This window comes from Pseudomonas sp. DNDY-54 (genome assembly GCF_019880365.1).
Classification (GTDB): domain Bacteria; phylum Pseudomonadota; class Gammaproteobacteria; order Pseudomonadales; family Pseudomonadaceae; genus Stutzerimonas; species Stutzerimonas stutzeri_P.
Map to the genome: position 1 here is coordinate 1,807,644 of NZ_CP082271.1, position 24,442 is coordinate 1,832,085.

Below are 24,442 nucleotides of genomic sequence, written 5' to 3' on the forward strand. Positions count from 1 at the left end.
CCGGAATGCGGCCTAACGGCCGTCTTCATCTTGGTCATTACCACGGCGTCCTGAAGAACTGGGTCAGGATGCAGCATGAATATCAGTGCTTCTTCTGCATCGTCGACTGGCATGCCCTGACTACTGATTATGACGGCGGTGCAGATATCGCCCGAAACGTGCAGGACATGGCAATCGATTGGTTGGCGGCCGGCGTCAGCCCAAGCTCGGCAACGATGTTCATTCAATCCCAGGTCCCGGAGCACGCCGAGCTGCACCTGTTGTTGTCGATGATCTGTCCCTTGGCCTGGCTGGAGCGAGTGCCGTCCTACAAGGAGTTGCAGCTAGACCCTCAGCAGAAGGACCTGGGTAGTTACGGCTTTCTCGGTTACCCGTTGCTGCAAGCAGCGGACATCCTGGCCTATCGCGCCGGCGTCGTACCGGTAGGTGCCGATCAGCTGCCGCACATTGAGTTCGCCCGTGACGTGGCACGGCGTTTCAATCACCTCTATGGCAGCGAAGAAGATTTTGAGACAAAGGCTGAGGGGGCGATTCGCAAACTCGGCAAGAAAAGCGCCAAGCTCTACACCAGCCTACGCAAGAGCTACCAGGAGCAGGGTGATCTCGAGGCGTTGAATACGGCTCGCGCCCTGCTTAAAGACCAGCAAACGATTACGATCGGCGATCAGGAGAGATTGTTTGGCTATCTGGAGGGCAGCGGCAGATTGCTGCTCCCGGAGCCGCAGGCGTTTTTGAGCGACTCGCCAAAGCTGTCCGGGCTGGATGGTGGAAAAATGGCGAAATCGTCCAGTAATTCGATCTTTTTGCGCGATACGCCTGACGAAATTGAAGAAAAGATCAAGCGGATGCCCACCGATCCGGCCCGGGTGCACCGCCACGATCCAGGTGAGCCGGCCCGTTGCCCAGTCTGGCAGATGCACCTCGCGCATTCCGGAGAGGACGTTTGCAAATGGGCGGAGCAGGGTTGCCGAAGTGCCGGTATTGGCTGCCTGGAGTGCAAGGCGCCACTGATCGACGCGATCAAGCTTGAGTTGGAACCGCTCCACGAACGGGCTCAGGACTATGAGCAAAACCCGGATCTGGTGCGAAGCATCCTGGCCGAGGGCGCCGATCAGGCGCGCGATGAAGCCCGCGAAACGTTGGTGGTTGTTCGCCAGGCCATGGGTCTGAATTACCGCTAGAGCCCACGCGTTAACCGGCTTAAGCTGTCGCCGATTAGATATTGGCCGTTTGCGGGAGTGAGCATGCAGGAACACAGTGCCGAGGCGACGATCGATCCGCCCGGCGAGCAGCTGCGCCTGGCACTGGTCTACGGCGAGGCGTTCAACCAGCTGCCACAGGACCTTTACATCCCGCCGGACGCACTGGAAGTGTTCCTTGAGGCGTTCGAGGGGCCGTTAGACCTGCTGCTCTATCTGATCCGCAAGCAGAACATCGACATTCTCGACATACCCGTTGCAGAAATTACCCGGCAGTACATGGGTTATGTCGAGCTGATGAAGTCCGTGCGACTGGAGTTGGCTGCGGAATATCTGGTGATGGCCGCGATGCTTGCCGAGATCAAGTCGCGCATGTTGCTGCCGCGCTCAGCCGAGGTGGAAGAGGATGAGCTTGATCCTCGCGCTGAGTTGATTCGCCGGCTGCAGGAATACGAACGCTTCAAGGCCGCTTCCGAAGACCTTGACCACCTCCCGCGGGTTGGTCGCGATTTGCACGTTCCGAGAATCGACGCGCCTGATGCGCGGGCGCGGAAGTTGCTGCCAGAGGTAAGCCTCGAAGAGCTGTTGATTTCCATGGCGGAGGTGCTGCGTCGGGCTGATATGTTCGAAAGCCATCAGGTGACGCGGGAGACACTGTCGACGCGTGAGCGTATGAGCGATGTGCTGGAGCGCCTTAAGGGTGGGGCTTTCGTTCCGTTTACCACCTTGTTCACGGTCGAAGAAGGCCGCCTCGGTGTAGTCGTGACGTTCATGGCCGTGCTTGAGCTGATCAAGGAAGCGCTGGTCGAGCTGGTGCAGAACGAACCGTTTGCGCCGATCCACGTTCGGGCTCGGGTCGAATGATGGCTGTGCGATTTTATGAAGAGTTGAGGTAAAGAGGCGTTGAATCTGTCCGACCCCAAGGATCTTGCTTCGCTACTCGAAGCTTTTTTGCTTGCCTCCGGTAAACCCATGTCGATCGAGCGGATGGCCGAGCTGTTCGAAGAGGCCGAGCGACCCTCGCCGACGCTATTACGCAAGGCGCTGGAACTACTCGAAAAATCCTGCAAAGGGCGCGCGTTTGAGTTGAAGCAGGTCGCCAGTGGCTATCGGTTGCAAGTACGCGAACGTTTTTCGCCGTGGGTGGGCCGGCTCTGGGAAGAACGGCCGCAGCGCTACTCCCGTGCGTTGCTGGAAACGTTAGTGCTGATTGCCTATCGCCAGCCGATCACCAGAGGCGAAATTGAGGACATCCGTGGTGTCGCGGTCAATACGCAGATTGTGAAAACGCTGTTGGAGCGTGAGTGGGTGCGGGTTGTGGGCCATCGCGACGTGCCCGGGCGGCCGGCGATGTTCGCCACCACCAAGCAGTTTCTCGATCATTTCAACTTGAAAAACCTCGACGAGCTTCCGCCGCTGGCGGTATTGCGCGAGATGGAGCCCGAGCCGTTGCCGGTAGATGTCGAGGAAGCGCCCGTGCCGCTGGCCTTGCAGGCCCGAGCCGACGCCGAGTCGGAGTCCGAAATGCCACGCGAGCAAACTAGCTTCCGTAGCCTCCTCGCGGAGCTGGACAGTATGGAGACCGGCCTGAAGATCGATTTCGAGGATTTGCGCGACGAGACTGAAGATGAAAGCCAGGGCGTTCCGGACGAGGAGCGCCGCGACTAGGTTTCTGTTTTCCGGCCTGCCAGGTAGGTGTCGTAATCCGGAATGCTCAGCGCATGGGCTTCATCGAGCATCGGACTTGAGAGTAGATAATCGGCACTGCTCTCGTTGGCGGCCAACGGTATGTTCCAGACCGCAGCAACCCGGAGCAGCGCCTTCACATCCGGGTCATGCGGCTGCGGCTCGAAGGGGTCCCAGAAAAACACCAGCATGTCGATACGGCGCTCGGCAATTCGCGCACCGATCTGTTGGTCACCACCCAAAGGGCCGCTGATCATGCATTCCACCGGCAGGCTCAGCCGACGCCCGAGCAGAAGCCCGGTTGTACCGGTGGCAAGCAATTGATGGTTCGCCAGTTTCGCTTTTTGCCGATCCGCCCAGTCCAGCAAGCGCGCTTTGCAGTGATCGTGCGCGACAAGGGCGATGCGTTTGCGCGCAGGCATTAACGCAGTAACGAAATCGATGCGGTTCATTCTCTTCCCTGCTTACTGAGCCGTTCGGCGGCGATATTGAGGGTTACGGCGCCTCGTGCAGAGCGCGGCATGTGTCCAGCATGCGATTGGAGAATCCCCACTCGTTGTCATACCAGGCCATTACTTTCAGCAACCGTCCGCTAACCTTGGTGTGGTTGGTGTCGAATATCGACGACATCGGGTTGTGATTGAAATCGCACGAAACCAGCGGCAACGAGTTACAGGCCAGTATGGGCGAACGTTGGCTGGCGTCCAGCATCAGCGCATTGACTTCGTCGGCCGTGGTTTCTCGGCTGAGCTCAAGGGTCAGATCCACCAGCGATACATTGATCACGGGCACCCGAACGGCCATGCCCGTCAGCTTGCCGGCCAATTCTGGCAAGACCAAGCCAACGGCTTCGGCTGCACCGGTCTTGGTAGGGATCATTGATTGCGTGGCTGAGCGCGCGCGGTAAGGGTCGCTGTGGTAAACGTCGGACAGGTTCTGGTCGTTGGTATAGGCATGGATGGTGGTCATCAGGCCGTGCGCTATGCCGTACTCGCGCGACAGTACCTGGGCCACCGGGGCCAGACAGTTTGTGGTGCAGGATGCGTTGGAGATGATCTGGTGCGACTGGCGCAGGATGTCATGATTGACGCCATAGACGATGGTGGCGTCCGCGCCGGAGGCGGGCGCCGAAATGATGACTTTACCGGCGCCGGCTTCCAGGTGAGCGCTGGCTTTTTCGCGTGTGGTGAAGAGACCGGTACACTCGAAGACGACATCCACCTCATGCTGGCGCCAGGGCAGCTCAGCAGGGTTGCGGATCGCCGTAACTGCAATCGAATCGCCGTTGACCATCAACCGATCATCGCCCACTTCGATTTTGGCATCGAAATGACCATGAACGCTGTCGTACTGCAAGAGATGGGCATTCATCGCCGAGCTGCCGAGGTCGTTGATCGCGACGACTTGAAGATGCTCACGGTAGCTCTGGCTGTACAGGGCCCGAAGGACATTGCGTCCGATACGGCCGAAGCCGTTGATGGCGATACGAATGGTCATGAGAAGAGTCCTGGGTGAAATTTGTTGTAGGAATCACAAGATTATTCCTGTCAAAATAGAAATCAAGCCCAGAAACATGTTGTTTTGTTGGTAAAACTACAGATTCACGAGCAGGAGTGATGGCATGCACCCGCGGATTCAAGAAGTTACCGAACGTTTGATTGAACGCAGCCGTCCGTCGCGGCAGCGTTACCTTGCGCAAATGGCCGGTGCGGCGAGTGACGGCCCTCAGCGCGGCAAGCTGCAATGTGCCAACTTCGCACATGGTGTGGCGGGCTGCGCATCGGCCGGGGACAAGCAGAAGCTGCGTCTGATGGACGAGGCCAACGTAGCGATTGTTTCGGCCTACAACGACATGCTGTCGGCGCACCAGCCGTACGAGCATTTTCCGGACATCATCAAGCAGGCGTTACGCGAAGTTGGCTCGGTGGGGCAATTCGCAGGCGGCGTGCCGGCCATGTGTGACGGCGTGACGCAAGGTGAGGCGGGCATGGAGATGAGCCTGGCCAGCCGCGAGGTGATTGCCATGGCGACCGCCATTGCGCTATCGCACAACATGTTTGACGCGGCGCTGTATCTGGGAATCTGCGACAAGATCATCCCGGGCCTGATGATCGGCGCGTTGCGTTTCGGCCATCTGCCCGCGGTATTCGTCCCGGGCGGACCGATGCCATCCGGCATACCCAACAAGCAGAAAGCCGAAGTTCGCCAGCGCTATGCGGAGGGAAAGGCCAGCCGCGAGGAACTCCTCGAGTCGGAAATGCTGTCGTACCACAGCCCGGGCACTTGCACGTTCTACGGCACCGCGAACACGAACCAGGTGGTGATGGAGATCATGGGGCTGCATCTGCCGGGCTCGTCCTTCGTCAATCCCTACACGCCCCTGCGCGATGAGCTTACCCGCGAGGCAGCGCGCCAGGTGACGCGCCTGACGTCGCAGGCCGCCAACTATTTGCCGTTGTGCAAGATCGTCGATGAAAAGTCGATCATCAATTCCGTGGTGGCACTGAATGCCACCGGCGGTTCAACCAACCACACCCTGCATATCCCCGCATTCGCCCAAGCGGCGGGTATCCAACTGACCTGGCAGGACATGGCTGACATCTCTGCTGTGACGCCGACGTTGGCGAAGGTCTATCCCAACGGGCAGGCCGACGTGAACCACTTCCACGCCTGCGGTGGTGTGCCATTCATGGTGCGCACGCTGCTCGATGCCGGGCTGTTGCATGAAGACGTTTACACCGTCATTGGGAAGGGCCTGAAGCAGTACACCCGAGAACCTTTCCTTGAAGATGGCCGTCTGGTCTGGAAAGAAGGGCCGGAGAGCAGCCTCGATGAAGCGATCCTGCGGCCGGCTGACCGGCCGTTCTCGCCTGAAGGCGGACTTCGCGTGCTCGCAGGCAACCTCGGCCGCGGCGTCACCAAGATCTCTGCCGTTGCCCCCGAACACCGTGTGGTGGAAGCTCCGGCGCGCGTGTTTAGCGATCAAACCGAATTGGCGCAGGCGTTCAAGAACGGCGAGCTGGAAAGAGACTTCATCGCCGTGGTGCGCTTCCAGGGCCCGAAGGCCAACGGCATGCCGGAGCTGCATAAGCTGACCCCATTTCTCGGCGTCTTGCAGGACCGCGGCCATAAGGTTGCACTGGTCACGGATGGACGAATGTCAGGGGCGTCGGGCAAAGTGCCAGCGGCGATTCACGTCAGCCCCGAAGCGCTTGATGGTGGCCCGCTGTGCCGGGTCCGCGATGGCGACATTATTCGTGTCGACGGCGAGACGGGGGAGCTGCGCGTGCTGGTCGATCAGGCCGAGTTTGACAGCCGTGAGCGCGTGATGGCGCCGACTGATCTGGGGATTGGCTGCGGCCGTGAGCTGTTCGGCTTCCTGCGCGCGGCCTTTAGCCCAGCGGAAAAGGGAGCGAGTGTATTTACCGAGGAGCTGGAGGCGCTCAAGTGACTGCATTGGTAGGTGATATCGGTGGTACCAATGCGCGTTTTGCACTGTGGCGCGACGGGCAAATCGAATCGGTGAGGGTATTGCCGACGATAGAGTATCCACGGCCCGAAGACGCCATTCGCGCTTATCTGCGCGGTATCGGCCAGAGTGTCGAGGCGCTTCAAGCTGTGTGTCTGGCCTGTGCCGGGCCGGTGTCGGGCGATGAGTTTGCGTTCACCAACAATCACTGGCGGCTGAGTCGCAAGGCGTTCTGTCAGTATCTTGGGCTAAGCGATCTGTTGCTCATCAACGACTTCACGGCCATGGCGCTAGGCATGACTCGCCTGCGTGACGGTGAGCTGATCGAAGTGTGCCCCGGACAATCCGAAGCTGGCCGGGCACGCCTGGTGATCGGACCTGGCACCGGGCTGGGCGTCGCGACATTGCTTCCACTCGAAGGGGGTAGCTGGCGAGCGCTACCGGGCGAAGGCGGGCATGTCTGCCTGCCTATCGGGACGAGCCGGGAAGCAGCATTGTGGGCTCGTCTGCATGAAAAGCTGGGGCATGTGAATGCCGAAGCGATACTCAGTGGCGGTGGTCTGCTCGAACTTTACCGAACCAGTTGTACTGTCGACGACCAGGCTCCACGATTCACCACCCCCGCGGAAGTGACCGCAGCCGCCCTGTCAGGCGATGCCTACGCGGCGGCGGTACTGGAACAATTCTGTGTCTGGCTGGGTCGGATCGCCGGAGATAACGTACTGACGACAGGTGCTCGGGGTGGTGTGTACATCGCAGGTGGCATTGTCCCGCGTTTCGTCGACTTCTTCCGTGACAGTGGGTTTCGCCAGAGTTTCCGCGACAAAGGCTGCATGAGTCGGTACTTTGACGACGTTCCGGTCTGGGTCGTGACGGCCGAATATCCTGGGCTCGAAGGGGCGGGTGTCGCTTTGCAGCAATTGCTGGAGGGGGCGTCCGGCGGGCACTGACCGGCTTTTTGAAACAAGAACAAGAGAAGGGATGCCAAGTGAATCAGGCTGGAAGATCGATTCTGCTGGTCGATGATGATCAGGAAATTCGCGAGTTGCTCGACACCTACCTCAGCCGATCGGGCTTTCAGGTGCGCACCGTGGCGGATGGTGCGCAGTTCCGGGAAGCCATGGCGGCTAATCCCGCCGATCTGGTGATCCTCGATGTCATGCTTCCGGACGAGGATGGGTTCAGCCTGTGTCGCTGGGTACGTGGCCATCAACGTCTGGCACAGATGCCGATCATTATGCTGACCGCCAGCTCGGATGAGGCCGACCGAGTCATCGGCCTGGAGCTCGGCGCGGATGATTACCTGGGCAAGCCCTTCAGCCCTCGCGAACTGCTGGCCCGGATCAAGGCGCTGCTCCGGCGCGTCAATTTTGGTCAGGAGCGTACTGGTGATGTCTTGGCGTTCGATGAGTGGCGGCTGGATATGGTCAGCCACCGACTGTTTCATCGCGATGGTGAGGAAGTGCTGCTTTCCGGTGCAGATTTCGCGTTGCTCAAGCTGTTTCTCGATCATCCGCAGCAGATCCTCGACCGCGACACCATTGCCAACGCGACCCGTGGTCGCGAAGTCATGCCGCTTGAGCGAATCGTTGATATGGCGGTCAGTCGGCTGCGCCAGCGACTCCGTGACACCGGCAAATGCCCCCGCTTGATTCGGACTGTCCGTGGCAGCGGTTATCTGCTGGCGGCACAAGTCGCACCGCACCATGACACGCTCGGCTAGGCGCCGCTGGTTGCTGGTGCCGCGCTCGCTGCTCGGCCGGATGTTGTTTCTGACTCTCCTGGTGGTGCTCATGGCGCAAGCGCTGTCGAGTTTCATCTGGGTGTCACAGCTGCGGGCGAGCCAGATGGAGGGTCTGCTGACCAGCGCTCGCAGCCTGGCGCATTCGATGGCTGCCAGCGTCAGCTATTTTCGTTCGCTGCCGCTGGGCTATCGCCCACTGGTGCTCGATCAGCTGCGCAGCATGGGCGGTACGCGTTTCTTCGTGTCGCTGAATGACAAGCCGTTGGAGATGCAGATCCTGCCGCCAACCGAGCGCAAGCAAGCGGTGCTGGCTGATGTGGACGAAGTGCTTCGCGAGCGCCTTGGTAACGACGTCGACATGTCAGTCAACTTTGTCAGCCCCGACGACCTGCGCATTTTCAACGGCGGGGTAAAGCTCGACGAACTGCCGCGGTCCTGGGCGCATTATGCGTTGAGTCTGGAGCCGCTCAATCCCCCTGTGTTGGTGACGCAGATCCAGATTGCGCCCGGCGAGTGGCTCTATCTCGCCTCATTAATGCCGGCGCCTTACGTCAGTCTCGAAGACGACGGCATACCGACCCAGCAGCTCTGGTTCATCTTCCTTACTACCAGCTTTCTGTTGTTGTTTATCGGCCTCCTTGTGCACTGGCAGAGCCGCCCGCTCAAGCGGCTAGCGCAGGCGGCCAGGGAAATGTCGCTGGGCAGCGAAGTGGAATTGCTGCCCGAGGCGGGCGGTAGTGAGGTGGTGGAAGTAAGCCGAGCATTCAACAGCATGCGTGAGCGCATCGGCCGCTATCTGACCGAGCGCAGCCAATTATTCAGTGCTATTTCCCACGATCTGCGTACACCGATCACCCGGTTGCGCCTGCGCGTGGAACTGCTCGATGACGAAGCGTTGCAAAGCAAGTTCAGCCGCGACCTCGATGAGCTGGAGCTTCTGGTCAAGGGGGCGCTGCAATGCGTCAAGGACACCGACATCCATGAAAATATCGAGCCGCTGGATCTAAACGTGCTGCTCGACTGCGTGACTGAGCCCTATCTGGCCCCTGCTGGAAACGGCCGTGTAACGGTTCATGGCAAACCTGCCGCGCCCTATGCCGGCAAGCCGCTCGCGCTGCGCCGCTGTATCGGCAATCTGCTCGATAATGCCCTCAAGTACGGTGAGCGGGCACGCCTGCAAATCGTCGATGATGGCGAAACTTTTGTGCTGCACGTCGACGACGAAGGCCCTGGAGTGCCGCAGGCGTGGTTGCAGCAGGTCTTCGAGCCGAACTTCAGGCTCGCGGCGAAACAACCTGGCTACGGGCTTGGCCTCGGCATCGCTAGGAATATCGCCCATGCCCATGGTGGGGAGCTGAGCCTGCGCAATCTGCGTGAAGGCGGCCTGCGTGTGACCTTGAGTCTGCCGCGTCATGCTGATTGAAAAAATCGCCAGGCATAGGTCTCGATCGTTACATGGCCGGAGCCTTTGTAACGGAACGGTGACCTTTTGCCATCCCTTCGTTACCTGCTGCGCCAAAGTGCGCGCCTAGAATCGGTGCAGCGCAAGCAAAGACTTGCATCGATAACAAAAACAAAAGGAAGACTAATGAACACGATTCATCGTCTGGTTGCCGCTGTTTCCCTTGCCTCCCTTGCCTCCCTTGCTCCGTTCGCTCACGCCGGTGAAGTCGAAGTTCTGCATTGGTGGACATCAGGCGGCGAAAAGCGCGCTGCCGATACGCTGCAGCGGCTCGTAGAAGAACAGGGGCACACCTGGAAAGACTTCGCCGTGGCCGGCGGCGGTGGCGAAGCCGCAATGACTGTTCTCAAGACCCGCGCCGTGTCCGGTAATGCGCCTGCTGCGGCCCAGATCAAAGGGCCGGATATTCAGGAGTGGGGCGAGCTGGGCCTGCTGACCGATCTGAATGACGTCGCCAAAGAAGCCAAGTGGGACGAGCTGCTTCCCAAGCAGGTATCGACCGCGATGAAGTACGACGGTGATTACGTCGCCGTGCCGGTCAATGTGCATCGGGTTAACTGGTTATGGATCAACCCGGATGTGTTCGAGAAAGCGGGTGCCACCCCGCCTAAAACCCTCGACGAGTTCTTCGCCGCCGCCGACAAGCTGAAAGCTGCCGGATTCATGCCGCTGGCCCATGGTGGTCAGCCTTGGCAGGACGGAACCGTATTTGAAGATCTGGCACTCGCCATCCTTGGGCCGGATGACTTCCGCAAGGCATTCGTCGAGCTCGATCGCGATGTCCTGACCGGAGACAAGATGGTCGAGGCGTTCGCGGCGCTGAAAAAGCTGCGGGGCTATGTCGACAACAACGCGGCGGGCCGTGACTGGAACAGCGCGACCGCGATGGTGATGAACGGCAAGGCCGGTATGCAGATCATGGGCGACTGGGCCAAGAGTGAATGGAGCGCGGCCAACAAAGTCGCCGGCGATGATTATCAATGCCTGCCGTTCCCTGGTACGCAGGGCAGCTTTGCTTACAACATCGACTCGCTGGCGATGTTCAAACTCAGCAACGAAGACAACCGCAAGGCCCAGCAGGACCTGGCGCGTACGGTGCTTGAGCCAGAGTTCCAGCAATTCTTCAATCAGAACAAAGGGTCTATCCCGGTTCGCCTCGACCAGGACATGAGTGAGTTCGACGTTTGCGCTCAGCAGTCCATGAAAGACTTCAAATCCTCGGCGCAAGGCCCGGGATTGGTGCCGAGTCTGGCTCACGGGATGGCTGCTTCCAGCTATGTCCAAGGCGCCGTCTTTGACGTGGTGACCAATTTCTTCAACGACCCGGATGCCGATCCGAAGAAAGCGGCGCAGCAGTTAGCTGCGGCGATTCAGGCAGTTCAGTAACGCGCTTGGGCCGTCTGTCTAGGCGGCCCCTTTTTATTGCAATCGAGCCGACGTCCGACGTCGGTCCCAGCGGCCAAATCATCGACCGGCCGTGACGGGTGAGTTGTGCCTGTTTAACCAGAGAATCGGAACCGCGTTATGGATTTTTCATGTCCCCGGAGCCAAGCATGAGTTCAACTGCCGTCTTCGCAAAAGCATCGCCGTTTGATGCGCTTCAGAATTGGCTGCCCAAGATAGTGCTGGCGCCCAGCATGCTGATCGTTCTGGTCGGTTTTTATGGCTATATCTTCTGGACCTTTCTGCTCTCGTTCACCAATTCCAGCTTCATGCCGAGCTACAAGTGGGTCGGACTGCTGCAGTACGAACGGCTTTGGAACAATGATCGCTGGTGGGTCGCGAGCAAGAACCTGCTGGTATTTGGCGGCTTGTTCATCACCATCAGCCTCGCGATTGGGGTGCTGCTCGCCGTTCTGCTGGATCAGCGTATTCGTCGTGAAGGCTTTATCCGAACCGTCTATCTCTATCCGATGGCGCTGTCGATGATCGTCACCGGCACCGCCTGGAAGTGGTTGCTCAATCCGGGTCTTGGCATCGACAAAATGCTGCGCGACTGGGGTTGGGAAGGCTTTCGCTTCGATTGGCTGGTCGACCCGGATCGTGTCGTGTACTGCCTGGTGATCGCGGCGGTATGGCAGGCGTCTGGCTTCGTCATGGCGCTGTTCCTGGCGGGCCTGCGTGGCGTCGACCAGTCCATCGTTCGGGCCGCACAGATCGACGGCGCGAGTCTGCCAAGCATCTATCTGCGCATCGTCTTGCCGAGTCTGCGACCGGTGTTTTTCAGCGCGCTGATGATTCTTGCCCACATTGCGATCAAGGCGTTCGACCTTGTAGCCGCAATGACCGCCGGCGGCCCAGGGTATGCCTCGGACCTACCGGCCATGTTCATGTACACGCATACCTTCACCCGCGGCCAGATGGGCCTCGGCGCGGCCAGCGCCATCTTCATGTTGGGGGCCGTAATGGCGATTGTCGTGCCGTACCTGTATTCGGAATTGAGGAACAAGCGCCATGACTAGCCTCGTAGGGCGTAAGCGCCTCACCATCAGCCGGGTGGCTATTTACGCGACGCTGCTGGTAGCGGTTGCGATGTATCTGGTGCCATTAGTCGTGATGTTGCTGACCAGCTTCAAGACGCCTGCGGACATCCGCACCGGCAACCTTCTGTCATGGCCGGACGTGATGACTGTCATTGGCTGGGTTAAAGCCTGGGACGCAGTAGGCGGCTACTTCTGGAACTCGGTGAAGATCACCGTGCCCGCTGTGATCATCTCCACCTTGCTCGGTGCGCTCAATGGCTACGTGTTGGCGATGTGGCGCTTTCGCGGCTCACAATTGTTCTTCGGGCTGTTGCTGTTTGGCTGCTTTTTGCCGTTCCAAGTGATCCTGTTGCCTGCGTCCTTCACCCTCGGCCAATTGGGGCTGGCCAACACGACGCCAGGGCTGGTCCTGGTGCATCTGGTCTATGGGCTGGCCTTCACCACACTGTTTTTCCGCAACTTCTACGTCAGTGTGCCCGACGCGTTGATCAGGGCGGCGAGGCTGGACGGCGCAGGCTTTTTCACGATCTTCGGCCGAATCCTGCTGCCGATGTCGATCCCGACAATCATGGTCTGCCTGATCTGGCAGTTCACCCAGATATGGAACGACTTTCTTTTCGGTGTGGTGTTTGCCAGCGGCGATACACAGCCGATCACCGTGGCGCTGAACAATCTGGTCAACACCAGCACCGGGGCCAAGGAATACAACGTGGATATGGCAGCGGCGATGATCGCCGGGCTGCCAACGCTGGTGGTGTACATCCTCGCCGGCAAGTATTTCCTGCGCGGCCTCACGGCCGGCGCGGTCAAGGGTTAGGAGAACGACATGGCTGCACTTGAACTTTGTAATGTCCGCAAAAGCTACCCCGGTAGCACGTCTGAAACACTCAAGGATATCGATCTGAAGATCGACGACGGTGAGTTTCTGATCCTGGTTGGGCCGTCCGGCTGCGGCAAGTCCACGCTGATGAACTGCATCGCCGGGCTGGAGGAAATCACTGGCGGCGAGATCCGCGTCGACGGGGCGGATATCAGCGCTGCGAGTCCGAAGGACCGGGATATCGCAATGGTGTTTCAGTCCTATGCGTTGTACCCGACGATGACCGTGCAGGAAAACATTGCCTTTGGTTTGAAGATGCGCAAGGTGCCGGCGGCAAAAATTGAAGAGGAAGTGTCGCGGGTCGCGAAGCTGCTGCAAATCGAGCACCTACTGGGCCGAAAACCCTCCCAGCTTTCCGGTGGCCAGCAGCAGCGCGTGGCCATGGGCCGGGCATTGGCACGGCGGCCGAAGATTTACTTGTTCGACGAGCCGCTATCGAACCTCGATGCCAAGCTGCGGGTTGAGATGCGCACCGAAATCAAGCTGATGCACCAGCGACTGAAAACCACGACGGTGTACGTCACGCACGATCAAATCGAGGCGATGACGCTTGGCGACAAGGTGGCTGTGATGAAGGACGGCATCGTCCAGCAGTTTGGTACGCCAAAAGAGATCTACAACAACCCCGCCAACTTATTCGTCGCGAGCTTTATCGGCTCTCCACCGATGAATTTCATCCCGCTGCGGCTGAGCCGTGACGCCGCCGGCTGGCATGCGCTGCTGGAGAGCGGTCAGGACCGTTGCGAATTGCCGCTTGATCTCGTGAACGGTCAATCGTTGGAAGGCCGAGAGGTGATTCTGGGGATCCGTCCCGAGCAGATCAGTGTGGGTACCGAAGCCGGCCTGCCGTCGCTGCGAGCCGAAGTCCAAGTCATCGAGCCGACCGGTCCTGATACCATGATTTTCGTTAGCCTCAACCAGATAAAAGTGTGCTGCCGCTTGGCCCCGGATGCCGCACCGAATCCCGGTACGAGCCTGACGCTTCAGTTCGAGCCGGACAAGGTACTGCTGTTCGATGCGCAGACGGGTGAGCGTTTGGGTGTGGCGTCCGGTAATGGGTCGACCGGGCGTAACGGCACCATCACTCGGTTGGTCGCGCGCTGAATGTAATGAACTGAAGTGAAAAAAGGCTCGGTTCCGGTATGTCTGCGTACCGGCGCCGCGCCGCTCGGGATGGTATTGATATCCCGCCTTTACAGCAGCCGTGGCGAATACCCGGGCTGTTAAAAGTCGAACCGCAGCTGGCACGAAGCAGGGTTGCGGATCGGAGGAGAGCCATCGCGGCTCAATCCAAAAGCAGTAACAACAATAAGAGCTAATTGGAGCGGATATGAAGAAAACGACACGCTTGGGTCTAGCAGTCTCGCTGGCCAGCCTCGCCATGCCGTTTGCTGCCCAGGCCCTGGACTTCAACGGGTATGTGCGCAGCGGTATCGGTGAATCGAGCAGTAGCGAATCGCAGACCTGTTTTCAGCTGCCGGGCGCACCGTCCAAGTTTCGACTGGGGAACGAGTGCGAGCAATACGCTGAGCTGGGGTTACGTCAGGACCTGTTTACGCTGGCTGACGGCTCGGTGCTCAGCGTTGAAGGTATGGCGGCGCTGTACAACGAGTACGACCACACACCGAAGTTTACTGGCGACCACGGCTTTGCGCGGCTGGTGCAGGCGTATGCCGAATGGAGCAAGGTGCCGGCGTTGAACAACGGCTCGTTATGGGCGGGGCGACGTTTCTACAAGCGGAATGACATTCATATATCTGACTTCTACTACTGGAATCAGAGCGCTACCGGCGCCGGCATCGAGGACGTCGAAATCGGTGGGCTGAAATACAGCTATGCCTTCTCCCGCAAGGACAGCGTCTTCCAGGAGGACTACACCAATCGTCACGACTTCAACGTAGGCGGCATCGACACTAATCCCGGTGGCGAGCTGCTGTTAGGGGTCAGCTATATCGACGACCCAGACCGTGGCGACTCCAATAGCGGTTGGGCCGTTACCGCGCAGCATGAGCAGACGGGGTTCCTCGGTGGTAGTAACACTATCGCCATTCAATATGGCGAAGGCCCGGGAACAGGACTTGGCTATACGGGTGATGTGTCCCTTGATGACAGCGCCAAAAGCTGGCGGATCGTTGAGTTCTTTGATTGGCAGGTAACACCGCGTTTCGGCGGGCAATTCCAGGCCGTGTATCAGAAAGACAAGCGTCAAGATGGCGGCGATCAGGATTGGATTTCAGTAGGGGTGCGTCCGGTTTACGCATTTACCGAGCAGTTCAAGCTGGTCGCCGAACTTGGCCATGACCAGATCGACGCCGAAGCCGGTACGCGCAAACTGACCAAATTTACCGTTGCACCCACTTGGTCACCAGCCGGGCCGGAGTTCTGGACGCGCCCCGAGTTTCGCCTGTATTACACCTATGCCCAGTGGAACGACGCTGCTCAGGAAGCGGCCAACCTGATGGCGGCGGGCAGCGCGTTGTCGGAAACCGGCGCCTTTGGTAGCGCCCAGCATGGGTCCAACTTTGGCGTCCAGGTCGAGTACTGGTGGGACTGATCGAACCGATAGGCTAAATCGCTTAGAACCTCCCGGCAGCGAGGGCCTCTACTTAGCGGTAGAGTCCCAGCTGAACCGGAGGTGATTTTGGGCGACAAGGCGAAAAATCCATGCGTCAGTATCTGCAAGCTCAAGGACGACATCTGTATTGGCTGTGGTCGCAGCCGGGACGAAATGAAGGCTTGGAAGGGCCTGAAGAATAAGGAACGCAAGGCGGTCAACGAAGTGGCCGCCGAGCGGCTCAAGGCGCTTGGCAAGACGAAGAAGAAAAAGAAGTGATCAGTTCTCCTCGGCGGGGTACCGGGTCGCCATGAGGCTTTCTTTGATCTTGCGTAAGTGCGGCTGAAAATCAACGCCCCGTCTGAGGGTTACGCCTGCAGCGAGCACATCAAGCACGGTCAGCTGAATTATCCGGGATGTCATGGGCATGTAGATGTCGGTGTCTTCCGGCAAGGGGATGTCCAGGCTTAGCGTGCAAACCCTTGCCAGCGGTGAGTCAGCTGCTGTCAGGCCCAGTACCGAAGCCCCGTTATCCCGCGCCACCGTTGCCGCTTCCACCAACTCTCGCGTGCGTCCGGTGTAGGAAATGATGACGAATAGATCCCCGGTATGAGCAACGGATGCCAGCATTCGCTGCATTAGCACATCGCTATGAGCGGTAACCGGAAGATTGAAACGGAAGAATTTGTGTTGTGCATCCAGGGCGACTGATGCCGACGCACCGAGGCCGAAGAAGTGGATCTGGCGCGCCTGGATCATGAGGTCTACGGCATGACTGATCACATTCGGGTCGATTGCCTGACAGGCGCTGTCGAGCGAAGCAATGGCGCTGCCGAATATTTTCCGCGTGTAGGCCTCGGGGCCGTCATCGGCTTCTACCGCACGGCTGACATAAGCCGCGCCACTGGCGAGGCTCTGCGCCAGCTGAATCTTCAGTACCGGATAGCCTGCTGCGCCAAATGAGCGGCAGAAGCGATTGACCGTCGGCTCACTGACTTTCGCCGCCTGCGCCAGCGCAGCGATGCTATAGCGCGTCGCTTGCTGCGGATCGCTCAGTATCACTTCGGCGACTTTCTTTTCTGCTTTGTTCAGCTCGTCGAGCCGATTTTTAATCTGTTCCAAGAGATTTTTCATGCGATCCCTGTCTCTTCTTTCAAGGGCTGTGTCCGCGGTGGATGTTGAGCAGCCCACGTTGAGCGCAAAAAATCTACCGATGTTGTTTTAATAACAACATTATGTGCTTAAACTGCGGAAACCGATCTATAACGCAGCCTAATTTGGTTAGTACAAAAAATATGCCTGCTATAACCGTTGATGCGACAACCTTTGCTTTGTTCGGCGCCCTAGGCGATCTGGCGCTGCGCAAGCTGTTTCCCGCACTGTACCAGCTAGACCGAGCGGGGCTTCTCCATAGCGATACGCGAATAGTGGCGCTTTCGCGAGATAAAGGAGAGCCCTCCGCGCATCTTGACCGGATCGACCAAGCGTTGCGTCGGTATACCCCCGCTGCGCAGCTGGATGAAGCGGTGCTCGCCCGTTTTCAGGCGCGGTTGGATTATCTGACCATGGATTTTCGCAACGCGCAGGACTATGCGGCGTTGACCGCAATGGTGTCGCCTGACGTCCCGCTGATCGCGTATTTCGCCACGCCTGCTTCTGTTTACGGCTCCATTTGTGAGCATCTTGCGGCGGCTGGGCTGGCCGGTCAGACGCGCGTCGTCTTGGAAAAGCCGATCGGCCACGATCTGGAGTCTTCACGCCTCGTCAATGATGCGGTTGCGCAATTTTTCCCCGAGACGCGGATTTACCGGATCGATCATTACCTTGGCAAGGAAACGGTTCAGAACCTGATTGCACTGCGCTTCGCCAACAGTCTGTTCGAAACGCAATGGAATCAGCACCACATCTCACACGTTGAGATAACCGTTGCCGAAACCGTCGGTATCGAGGGCCGTTGGGGGTATTTCGATCAGGCCGGGCAGTTGCGCGACATGATCCAGAATCACCTGCTGCAGCTGTTGTGTCTGATTGCAATGGATCCCCCAAGTGATCTGACGGCCGATAGCATCCGTGACGAGAAGGTCAAGGTGCTCAAGGCATTGGCACCCATCACGCCAGAGCAATTGAGCCAGCGGGTAGTGCGCGGCCAGTATGTCTCCGGTTCGGTTGGCGGTAAGACGGTCCCGGGATACCTGGAAGAAGAGAATTCCAACGCACAGAGCAGCACCGAAACCTTCGTCGCGCTACGTGCCGACATCTGCAATTGGCGTTGGTCGGGCGTGCCGTTCTACCTACGGACCGGCAAACGAATGGGCGAAAAGGTTTCGCAGATTGTCATTCACTTCAAGGAACCACCGTTCTATATCTTTGCACCCGAGCAGCGATCGCTGATCAGCAATCGGCTGATCATCCGCTTGCAGCCGGACGAGGGCATCTCGCTGCAGGTGATGACCAAAGAACAGGGGCTCGATAAGGGCATGCATCTTCGCAGCGGGCCGCTGCAGCTTAACTTCTCGGAAACCTATAAGAGCTCACGCATTCCAGATGCTTATGAGCGGTTGCTACTTGAAGTCATGCAAGGCAATCAGAATCTGTTCGTACGCAAGGACGAGATTGAATACGCCTGGAAGTGGTGCGACCAGCTGATCGATGGCTGGTCACGGCTAGGCGACGCACCGAAAGCCTATCCCGCCGGTTCGTGGGGCCCAGTGGCATCCATCGCTTTGATTACACGTGACGGGAGGTCCTGGTATGGCGATCTCTGATGTACAGCTTCCGGCTGACGTCGAATCCCATGAATTTTCGCATGCTCGGCAAATGGCTCAGGCGCTAGCCGAGCGGGTGGCTCGTGCGCTTGAGGTTGCAATAACCGAACAAGGCGGGGCGAGTTTGGTGGTCTCTGGGGGGCGCAGCCCGATCGCTTTCTTCGAAGCGCTTTCGACGTGTGAGCTTGACTGGTCGCGCGTTCAGATCAGTCTGGCGGATGAACGCTGGGTGGACGTGAGCGATCCAGATAGTAACGAAGGACTGTTACGCCGCCACCTGCTACAGAACGCGGCGGCCGACGCACAGCTGATTGGGCTCTCAGTGCCGGCAGAATCGCTTGAGCAGGCCGCGCGGCTGGCGAGTCAAAAGCTCGCGAGCCTCGGACAACCTATCGATGTGCTGGTGCTCGGCATGGGGGGGGATGGTCATACCGCGTCGCTGTTTCCTGGCAGCCCGTTGCTTGCGCAAGGATTGGACCCGGACACAAGCGAGCGCTGCTTACCCATGCTGGCGCCAGTGAAACCGCAACAGCGCATCTCCATGACCTACCCGCTCCTGGCCTCCGCACGGCTCCAGCTGCTGGCCATTCAAGGCGCGGATAAGCTCAAGACCATGGAGCAGGCGCTGTCGGTAGAGCCGATGCAGATGCCCATTCGCGCATTTCTACATTCTCCTTTGGAAATCTATTGGTGCCCCTGAGGCTCGAGGATCTTTGACCATGAATATGGATCAGAAAAACGCGCAGATCGAAAAGATCTGCACTGAAGCGCGCATCCTTCCGGTAATCACCATTGGAAGCGAAGAGCAAATCCTGCCGCTGGCCGATGCGCTATCGGCAGGTGGGCTTAACGCGCTTGAAATTACTCTGCGTTCGGCTCACGGCCTGACTGCAATTCGTCGCCTTCGGCAGGAGCGACCGGACCTCTGCGTGGGCGCTGGGACAGTGCTGGATAAGCGGATGATGGATGAAGTCGAGGCGGCCGGGGCGCAGTTCATTGTTTCCCCTGGGGCAACCGACGAACTGCTGCAGGCCGGCGTGAACTGTTCTGTTCCGCTGCTGGCCGGCATCAGCAATGCGTCAGATATCATGCGCGGCTATGCGCTTGGCTATCGTCGCTTCAAGCTATTCCCAGCTGAAGTCTGCGGCGGTGTCGCTGCGATCAAGGCGCTCGGCGGCCCCTTTGCTGACGTGCGGTTCTGCCCAACCGGGGGCGTCAATGCCAGCAATGCGGCTCAGTATCTGGCGCTTCCCAATGTGATGTGTGTTGGTGGCACCTGGATGATAGACGGCACGGCGCTCAAAAGCGGTGATTGGGGCAGCATCCAGCAAGCGACAGCCGATGCACTCGCAGCGCTAAATCAGCGCGAACGATAGAACGTGCCGTGCACTACGGTTCGGGCTGCTACCCTGCAACAAAGTCGTTCTTGGTTGTTGCAGCACCTCGAATAAAACGGGAGCGGCGATAGTGCGTTGGTAGACCGGCCCGCGTATAGTGCGCGGCCTTTCAATCGGAACTGCCACACCGGGAGGTGCCCAGATGACCGAACACGAAGATTCAACCCCTCATGTCGCCCACGGCGAGAAGCTGCAGAAGGTTTTGGCCCGTATTGGCCTTGCTTCACGTCGCGACGTGGAAAATTGGATTGCTGCTGGCCGGGTCAAGGTAAATGGCGCCGTCGCAACCCTGGGCCAGCGCGTCGACTTGCACGATGCGATTGCGGTGGACGGGCGACTGTTAAAGCGCGAAGAAGCGGCTGAAGTGGTTCGTCGAGTCCTGATCTACAACAAGCCGGATGGTGAAATCTGTACCCGCGATGATCCTGAAGGTCGCCCGACTGTATTTGACCGTTTGCCGCGCCCGAAAGAGGGTCGCTGGATCAACATCGGTCGGCTTGATATCAATACCACCGGACTGTTGTTGTTCACTACGGATGGCGAGCTGGCCAACCGTCTGATGCATCCCTCATATGAGATGGACCGCGAATACGCCGTGCGTGTGCGCGGAGAAGTCGATGATGAAATGATCGAACGGCTTAAAACGGGCGTCATGCTCGAAGACGGTCCAGCACGTTTCACTGATATACAGCAAGCGCCTGGCGGTGAAGGCTTCAACCACTGGTATCACTGCGTAGTGATGGAAGGCCGTAACCGGGAAGTACGTCGTCTGTGGGAATCTCAGGGCTTGGTCGTCAGCCGGCTGAAGCGCGTGCGGTTCGGGCCGGTGTTCATGACATCGGATTTGCCGATGGGCCGCTGGCGTGAGATGTCCCAGAGCGAAGTCGACATCCTCAGTGAGGAGGTTGGTCTCAAGCCGGTAGCGCTGCCGGGCATGAAAGCTAAGGCCAAAGATAAGCTTGACCGCATGCAGCGCAAGGTCGCCAAGCCTATCGGGCGGGGTGAGCGTCGTCCGAGAGTGTTACGCTCCACTCGCGATGCTGATGTGCCTAGTAGCGGCAACAAAGGCGGGCGTTCCAAGGTCGATCAACCTTCGCGTAAGCCGCGTGAAGCGGATGAACGTAGCAAGCCAAGCCGTGGTACCCCGGTGGCTGAGAGACCTAGCTCGGTCGGCCGCAATCGCGGCAAGCCATCGTCATCACCTGCAAAGCGCGGTGGGCCGCCGGCATCCGAGGGGCAGCGTCCCGGCTTCGGTCGTGGTGACCGCTCCAAACGGCCCTGATGGACGGGCGTTAAAGAAAAGGGCGAGGCCGTAATGGCTTCGCCCTTTTTTATTGGCCAGTCAGTGGTTACGGCCTATACCGAGGCGGCTTGCATGCGGTTGCGGCCTTCGCGTTTAGCTTGGTATAGCGCCTGGTCTACGCGTCGTAAAAGATCCTCTTGGGATTCGCATTGTTTATAGGTCCCGTAACCAAGACTGGCCGACAATCGAACCTGCTTGTCCCCGACCAGGAGCCGTAAATTCTGGATGGCGGCCCTGATGCGCTCGGCCACGACTGCTGCCGCCTCTGTGCTGGTATTCGATAGGACCAGAATGAACTCTTCGCCGCCAAATCGAAAAACCATATCCACATTGCGCAGCTGCTCTTTAAGCAGCAAGGCGGTCGCTTTAAGAGCGGCATCGCCGGCCTGGTGTCCATGGGAGTCATTCAGATTCTTGAAATGGTCCATGTCCAGCATGACGATTGACATGGGCTGTCCGTGGCGCCTGGTTAGCTCGGTCTCACGCGCCAAACTCTGTTCAAGAGCCACCCGATTCCCTACGCCAGTTAACGGGTCTTTGAGTGAGGCTTGAACAGCGCGCCGGTAGAGAAGGGCATTCCTTACGGGGAACAGCAAACTACCGATAAGGTCTTCAAGCTGTCCGAAGGCGACATCAGAGAATCGGTCATGACTGAATAGGATAAGTTCGCCAAGGCAGTCAGCCTGGTGGGAGAGAGGATGGCTCAGAGCAAACCCCTCGGCTTCTCCTATCGTGAGCTGAAAGTCGGTATCGCTGTGGCGGTAGGTTAGGCCGCTCACGGGAACTAGGCCGCGGATTTCGTTCAAGAAGAAACCCAGTAGTCGATCGATCTCCAAGCTGGTTTGCAAACGCGCCGACAGATCGCGTTGCACCTCTGAAAGACTGCGCTGGAGGGCCGCCATTGGCTTGCCGGTCCCGGTTTCCATGCGCCGGAGGCGGGCGGTTTCGATATCGACTGTGGTGTTGTCCTGCTTGTCTGGCAGCATGGAGATAACCCTCTATACGCAATCTGCGCTGATAGGGGCTCTTAAGCGATTTTTATGCCAAACTAAAAAAACCTTAAGTATCAAGCTTTTATGAGACCTGGTTCCTTGCTCCGGCTTGGGTTTGCCAGCGAAACGGCAGTTTGATGCCATTTTGACATGCCTGGCGTGCTGCGGCCGCCAGGAAACAGTCACTTACGATGCGTCGATCTACTGGGCGTCCATTGCTTGTCCGTTGATCCCTTTGCTGTCTGGACCCATGAGGTAGAGGTAGATCGGCATAATCTCTGCGGGTAGCGGGTTGAGGGCAGGATTTTCACCAGGATAAGCCTTTGCGCGCATATCGGTACGCGTCGCGCCCGGATTGATACTGTTACTGCGTACGGACCCGCTACCATCAAGTTCGTCCGCCAACACCTGCATCAGTCCTTCGGTTGCAAACTTCGAGACTGCATACCCGCCCCAGTAGGCGCGTCCTTTTCGCCCAACGCTGCTCGATGTGAAGATGACCGAGGCGTCCTCCGACAACTTAAGTAGTGGCAGCAGCGTACTGGTGAGCATAAAAGCGGCGTTAACGTTCACTTGCATGACCCGCATGAAGTTGTCGCCAGAGAGTTGCTCGATAGGGGTTCGCGGACCCACGATGCTTGCGTTGTGTAGCAACCCATCCAGACGCCCGAATTCGCGTTCGATAGTTGCTGCGAGCTCATCGCACTGATGAGGTAATGCCGTCTCGAGGTTGAGCGGAATTACCACTGGTTGCGGCCAGCCGGCGGCTTCGACTTCGTCATACACTCTGTTGAGGTTGTCCTCATTCTTGCCCAGAAGCAGTACGGTTGCACCATGGGCCGCATACGCCTTAGCGGCGGCTTCGCCGATCCCTCGGCCTGCCCCAGTGACCATGATGACCCGATTTTTGAGCAGATCGGGGCTGGCTGAGTACTCGTACATCTGATGCCTCACATGCAAAGTGTGGGCGATTGCCCACCGATTGTTTCGAAAGAAGGTTCTGAGATGATCTGTCAGCTGTTCCAGATCGTGCGGTCAAGCACTGCGCGCAACTCAAGGGGGTGATTAACCACGACATCCGCGCCCCAAGTATCTGGGTCGTCATCAGGATGTATGTACCCATAACGCACAGCCGCCGTGCGGCTGCCTGCTGCCCGTCCGGACTCGATGTCGCGCAAGTCATCGCCGACAAACAGCACGCGCGACGGGTCTAAATCCAGTTGATTACACGCAAGCAACATTGGCTCGGGATCTGGTTTGCTTTTGCTGACGTGGTCGGGGCAGACCAGCACGGCCGAGCGTGACGATAGGCCAAGCTGATGCATGATGGGCTCGGCAAAGCGCAACGGCTTGTTAGTGACCACGCCCCAGATCAGGTTGGATTTTTCAATCTCGACCAAGAGCTCTGTCATACCGTCATATAACCGGCTTTCCACCGCGCAATGGTCCTGATAGCGGGCCAGAAACTCCAAGCGCAACGCTTCGAATTCGTCGGAGAGCGGATCGACATCGAAGGCGCTGAGTACCATCGCCCGAGCGCCTCCCGATACGACATCGCGGACTTGTTGGTCCGGAACGCGATCGAGGCGACGTGCGAGACGCATGGCCTGAGCCACGGCGATGAAATCCGGAGCGGTATCGAGAAGCGTACCGTCCATGTCAAATAGCACTGCGCGAAGGCGCATCAGGCCTCCCGAAGCGTCTGGATCATATAGTTCACGTCGACATCAGACGACAGCTTGTAATGTTTGGTTAGCGGATTGTAAGTCAGGCCGATGATGTTCTGGACCGCAAGCCCAACCTCGCGGCTCCAGGCGCCGAGCTCTGAAGGGCGGATAAACTTGCGATAGTCATGAGTGCCGCGCGGCAATAGTTGCAGCACATACTCAGCGCCAACGATGGCGAACGCGTAGGCCTTTGGGTTGCGGTTGATTGTCGAGAAGAAGACCTGGCCGCCTGGCTTTACCATCTTGTAGCAAGCGCGAATGACCGAGGCGGGATCGGGAACGTGTTCGAGCATCTCCAGACACGTGACCACATCGAACTGTTCTGGCATTTCTTCAGCCAGCGCCTCGGCGGTTATCTGCCGATAATCGACATATAGCCCCGACTCGAGCAAATGCAGGCGAGCGACTGCCAATGGGGCTTCGCCCATGTCAATGCCGGTAACCGTAGCGCCACGCTGAGCCATGGCCTCACTGAGAATTCCGCCGCCGCACCCTACGTCGAGCACCTTCTTGCCAGCGAGTGGAGCATGTTCGTCAATCCAGTTGACTCGGAGTGGATTGATCTCATGCAGGGGCTTGAATTCGCTCTCTCGGTCCCACCAGCGGTGGGCGAGGGCTTCGAATTTTGCGATTTCGGCGTGGTCGACGTTGCTCATGGTGTGTTCCGTTTGAAAGCTTGAGGGAGAAGCTCAACATGCACAACGCGCATGGTGCCAGCTTCCTTCAGGCGAGGGCGCTCCAGTGAAGCGCTTCGTATACGTCAGTTTGTCGCAGCGCGATG

24 protein-coding genes are annotated in these 24,442 nt (G+C 58.6%); 17 read left to right on the forward strand and 7 right to left on the reverse strand.

Features of this window, described 5'->3' with window-relative positions:
- Positions 1 to 5: 5 nt before the first annotated feature.
- The 3 genes from K4O48_RS08525 (at position 6) to scpB (ending at position 2,867) form a co-directional block, all read left to right on the forward strand.
- Complete coding sequence (locus K4O48_RS08525; protein ID WP_260523732.1) at positions 6 to 1,181, forward strand: tryptophan--tRNA ligase; 1,176 nt, start codon at positions 6 to 8, stop codon at positions 1,179 to 1,181.
- A 183-nt stretch (positions 1,182 to 1,364) separates the two neighbouring features.
- Complete coding sequence (locus tag K4O48_RS08530; protein ID WP_222912042.1) at positions 1,365 to 2,063, forward strand: segregation and condensation protein A; 699 nt, start codon at positions 1,365 to 1,367, stop codon at positions 2,061 to 2,063.
- Between the two features lie 39 nt (positions 2,064 to 2,102).
- Positions 2,103 to 2,867 carry an SMC-Scp complex subunit ScpB gene (gene scpB / locus K4O48_RS08535; protein WP_222911590.1) on the forward strand — a complete coding sequence of 255 codons (765 nt, stop codon included), beginning with the start codon at positions 2,103 to 2,105 and terminating at the stop codon, positions 2,865 to 2,867.
- Here the strand turns inward: scpB and K4O48_RS08540 are convergent.
- Positions 2,864 to 3,337 carry a methylglyoxal synthase gene (locus K4O48_RS08540; RefSeq protein WP_222911591.1) on the reverse strand — a complete coding sequence of 158 codons (474 nt, stop codon included), beginning with the start codon at positions 3,335 to 3,337 and terminating at the stop codon, positions 2,864 to 2,866. The genes scpB and K4O48_RS08540 overlap by 4 nt on opposite strands.
- Positions 3,338 to 3,380: 43 nt before the next feature.
- Positions 3,381 to 4,382: a type I glyceraldehyde-3-phosphate dehydrogenase gene (gap, locus tag K4O48_RS08545; RefSeq protein WP_222911592.1), complete on the reverse strand. Its 1,002-nt coding sequence runs from the start codon at positions 4,380 to 4,382 to the stop codon at positions 3,381 to 3,383.
- A gap of 124 nt (positions 4,383 to 4,506) precedes the next feature.
- Here gap and edd point away from each other — a divergent pair, with 124 nt between their 5' ends.
- From edd to K4O48_RS08595, 10 genes are all read left to right on the forward strand, one after another.
- A complete protein-coding gene (edd, locus tag K4O48_RS08550; protein ID WP_222911593.1) occupies positions 4,507 to 6,336 on the forward strand; it encodes a phosphogluconate dehydratase in 1,830 nt (609 codons plus the stop codon).
- Positions 6,333 to 7,304, forward strand: a complete 972-nt coding sequence (locus K4O48_RS08555; RefSeq protein ID WP_222911594.1) for a glucokinase — start codon at positions 6,333 to 6,335, stop codon at positions 7,302 to 7,304. Before edd ends, K4O48_RS08555 begins: the two co-directional genes overlap by 4 nt.
- 38 nt (positions 7,305 to 7,342) lie before the next feature.
- Positions 7,343 to 8,077: a response regulator gene (locus K4O48_RS08560; protein ID WP_222911595.1), complete on the forward strand. Its 735-nt coding sequence runs from the start codon at positions 7,343 to 7,345 to the stop codon at positions 8,075 to 8,077.
- Positions 8,061 to 9,521, forward strand: coding sequence for an ATP-binding protein (locus K4O48_RS08565; RefSeq protein WP_312846500.1), 1,461 nt, complete (start codon positions 8,061 to 8,063; stop codon positions 9,519 to 9,521). The genes K4O48_RS08560 and K4O48_RS08565 overlap by 17 nt, the downstream gene beginning before the upstream one ends.
- A 165-nt stretch (positions 9,522 to 9,686) precedes the next feature.
- Positions 9,687 to 10,946, forward strand: coding sequence for an ABC transporter substrate-binding protein (locus K4O48_RS08570; protein ID WP_222911596.1), 1,260 nt, complete (start codon positions 9,687 to 9,689; stop codon positions 10,944 to 10,946).
- A 167-nt stretch (positions 10,947 to 11,113) separates the two neighbouring features.
- Positions 11,114 to 12,022 carry a carbohydrate ABC transporter permease gene (locus K4O48_RS08575; RefSeq protein ID WP_222911597.1) on the forward strand — a complete coding sequence of 303 codons (909 nt, stop codon included), beginning with the start codon at positions 11,114 to 11,116 and terminating at the stop codon, positions 12,020 to 12,022.
- The gene (locus tag K4O48_RS08580) at positions 12,015 to 12,860 is read left to right on the forward strand and encodes a carbohydrate ABC transporter permease (protein ID WP_222911598.1); all 846 of its coding nucleotides are present in this window, start codon (positions 12,015 to 12,017) and stop codon (positions 12,858 to 12,860) included. Before K4O48_RS08575 ends, K4O48_RS08580 begins: the two co-directional genes overlap by 8 nt.
- A 9-nt stretch (positions 12,861 to 12,869) precedes the next feature.
- Complete coding sequence (locus tag K4O48_RS08585; protein ID WP_222911599.1) at positions 12,870 to 14,027, forward strand: ABC transporter ATP-binding protein; 1,158 nt, start codon at positions 12,870 to 12,872, stop codon at positions 14,025 to 14,027.
- A gap of 226 nt (positions 14,028 to 14,253) precedes the next feature.
- Positions 14,254 to 15,477: a maltoporin gene (locus tag K4O48_RS08590; RefSeq protein WP_222911600.1), complete on the forward strand. Its 1,224-nt coding sequence runs from the start codon at positions 14,254 to 14,256 to the stop codon at positions 15,475 to 15,477.
- Between the two features lie 87 nt (positions 15,478 to 15,564).
- Positions 15,565 to 15,756 carry a DUF1289 domain-containing protein gene (locus tag K4O48_RS08595; RefSeq protein ID WP_222911601.1) on the forward strand — a complete coding sequence of 64 codons (192 nt, stop codon included), beginning with the start codon at positions 15,565 to 15,567 and terminating at the stop codon, positions 15,754 to 15,756.
- Here K4O48_RS08595 and K4O48_RS08600 read toward each other — a convergent pair whose 3' ends face one another.
- A complete protein-coding gene (locus K4O48_RS08600) occupies positions 15,757 to 16,611 on the reverse strand; it encodes a MurR/RpiR family transcriptional regulator (RefSeq protein WP_222911602.1) in 855 nt (284 codons plus the stop codon).
- A gap of 161 nt (positions 16,612 to 16,772) precedes the next feature.
- Here K4O48_RS08600 and zwf point away from each other — a divergent pair, with 161 nt between their 5' ends.
- The 4 genes from zwf to rluB all read left to right on the forward strand — a co-directional run bounded on the left by zwf (position 16,773) and on the right by rluB (position 20,921).
- Entirely contained in the window at positions 16,773 to 18,242 is a 1,470-nt protein-coding gene (zwf, locus tag K4O48_RS08605) for a glucose-6-phosphate dehydrogenase (protein ID WP_222911603.1), read from the forward strand.
- On the forward strand, positions 18,229 to 18,942 hold the full coding sequence (gene pgl / locus K4O48_RS08610; protein WP_222911604.1) for a 6-phosphogluconolactonase: 714 nt from the start codon (positions 18,229 to 18,231) through the stop codon (positions 18,940 to 18,942). The genes zwf and pgl overlap by 14 nt, the downstream gene beginning before the upstream one ends.
- Before the next feature lie 19 nt (positions 18,943 to 18,961).
- On the forward strand, positions 18,962 to 19,618 hold the full coding sequence (locus tag K4O48_RS08615; RefSeq protein WP_222911605.1) for a bifunctional 4-hydroxy-2-oxoglutarate aldolase/2-dehydro-3-deoxy-phosphogluconate aldolase: 657 nt from the start codon (positions 18,962 to 18,964) through the stop codon (positions 19,616 to 19,618).
- A 163-nt stretch (positions 19,619 to 19,781) separates the two neighbouring features.
- Positions 19,782 to 20,921: a 23S rRNA pseudouridine(2605) synthase RluB gene (rluB, locus tag K4O48_RS08620; protein WP_222911606.1), complete on the forward strand. Its 1,140-nt coding sequence runs from the start codon at positions 19,782 to 19,784 to the stop codon at positions 20,919 to 20,921.
- Between the two features lie 74 nt (positions 20,922 to 20,995).
- Here the strand turns inward: rluB and K4O48_RS08625 are convergent, their stop codons facing one another.
- From K4O48_RS08625 to ubiG, 4 genes are all read right to left on the reverse strand, one after another.
- The gene (locus tag K4O48_RS08625; protein WP_222911607.1) at positions 20,996 to 21,928 is read right to left on the reverse strand and encodes a GGDEF domain-containing protein; all 933 of its coding nucleotides are present in this window, start codon (positions 21,926 to 21,928) and stop codon (positions 20,996 to 20,998) included.
- A gap of 207 nt (positions 21,929 to 22,135) precedes the next feature.
- Complete coding sequence (locus tag K4O48_RS08630) at positions 22,136 to 22,876, reverse strand: YciK family oxidoreductase (RefSeq protein ID WP_222911608.1); 741 nt, start codon at positions 22,874 to 22,876, stop codon at positions 22,136 to 22,138.
- Positions 22,877 to 22,947: 71 nt separating this feature from the next.
- Entirely contained in the window at positions 22,948 to 23,619 is a 672-nt protein-coding gene (mupP, locus tag K4O48_RS08635) for an N-acetylmuramic acid 6-phosphate phosphatase MupP (protein WP_222911609.1), read from the reverse strand.
- Positions 23,619 to 24,317, reverse strand: coding sequence for a bifunctional 2-polyprenyl-6-hydroxyphenol methylase/3-demethylubiquinol 3-O-methyltransferase UbiG (ubiG, locus tag K4O48_RS08640; protein WP_222911610.1), 699 nt, complete (start codon positions 24,315 to 24,317; stop codon positions 23,619 to 23,621). The genes mupP and ubiG overlap by 1 nt, the downstream gene beginning before the upstream one ends.
- Positions 24,318 to 24,442 lie beyond the last annotated feature (125 nt).

Excerpts from the sequence above, each read along its gene's own strand:
- K4O48_RS08525 (WP_260523732.1), top strand. The coding sequence starts at position 6 with ATGCGGCCTAACGGCCGTCTTCATCTTGGTCATTACCACGGCGTCCTG.
- K4O48_RS08540 (WP_222911591.1), bottom strand. The coding sequence starts at position 3,337 with ATGAACCGCATCGATTTCGTTACTGCGTTAATGCCTGCGCGCAAACGC.
- gap (WP_222911592.1), bottom strand. The coding sequence starts at position 4,382 with ATGACCATTCGTATCGCCATCAACGGCTTCGGCCGTATCGGACGCAAT.
- edd (WP_222911593.1), top strand. The coding sequence starts at position 4,507 with ATGCACCCGCGGATTCAAGAAGTTACCGAACGTTTGATTGAACGCAGC.
- K4O48_RS08565 (WP_312846500.1), top strand. The coding sequence starts at position 8,061 with ATGACACGCTCGGCTAGGCGCCGCTGGTTGCTGGTGCCGCGCTCGCTG.
- K4O48_RS08570 (WP_222911596.1), top strand. The coding sequence starts at position 9,687 with ATGAACACGATTCATCGTCTGGTTGCCGCTGTTTCCCTTGCCTCCCTT.
- K4O48_RS08575 (WP_222911597.1), top strand. The coding sequence starts at position 11,114 with ATGAGTTCAACTGCCGTCTTCGCAAAAGCATCGCCGTTTGATGCGCTT.
- K4O48_RS08580 (WP_222911598.1), top strand. The coding sequence starts at position 12,015 with ATGACTAGCCTCGTAGGGCGTAAGCGCCTCACCATCAGCCGGGTGGCT.
- K4O48_RS08585 (WP_222911599.1), top strand. The coding sequence starts at position 12,870 with ATGGCTGCACTTGAACTTTGTAATGTCCGCAAAAGCTACCCCGGTAGC.
- K4O48_RS08590 (WP_222911600.1), top strand. The coding sequence starts at position 14,254 with ATGAAGAAAACGACACGCTTGGGTCTAGCAGTCTCGCTGGCCAGCCTC.
- K4O48_RS08600 (WP_222911602.1), bottom strand. The coding sequence starts at position 16,611 with ATGAAAAATCTCTTGGAACAGATTAAAAATCGGCTCGACGAGCTGAAC.
- zwf (WP_222911603.1), top strand. The coding sequence starts at position 16,773 with ATGCCTGCTATAACCGTTGATGCGACAACCTTTGCTTTGTTCGGCGCC.
- pgl (WP_222911604.1), top strand. The coding sequence starts at position 18,229 with ATGGCGATCTCTGATGTACAGCTTCCGGCTGACGTCGAATCCCATGAA.
- K4O48_RS08615 (WP_222911605.1), top strand. The coding sequence starts at position 18,962 with ATGAATATGGATCAGAAAAACGCGCAGATCGAAAAGATCTGCACTGAA.
- rluB (WP_222911606.1), top strand. The coding sequence starts at position 19,782 with ATGACCGAACACGAAGATTCAACCCCTCATGTCGCCCACGGCGAGAAG.
- K4O48_RS08625 (WP_222911607.1), bottom strand. The coding sequence starts at position 21,928 with ATGCTGCCAGACAAGCAGGACAACACCACAGTCGATATCGAAACCGCC.
- K4O48_RS08630 (WP_222911608.1), bottom strand. The coding sequence starts at position 22,876 with ATGTACGAGTACTCAGCCAGCCCCGATCTGCTCAAAAATCGGGTCATC.
- mupP (WP_222911609.1), bottom strand. The coding sequence starts at position 23,619 with ATGCGCCTTCGCGCAGTGCTATTTGACATGGACGGTACGCTTCTCGAT.
- ubiG (WP_222911610.1), bottom strand. The coding sequence starts at position 24,317 with ATGAGCAACGTCGACCACGCCGAAATCGCAAAATTCGAAGCCCTCGCC.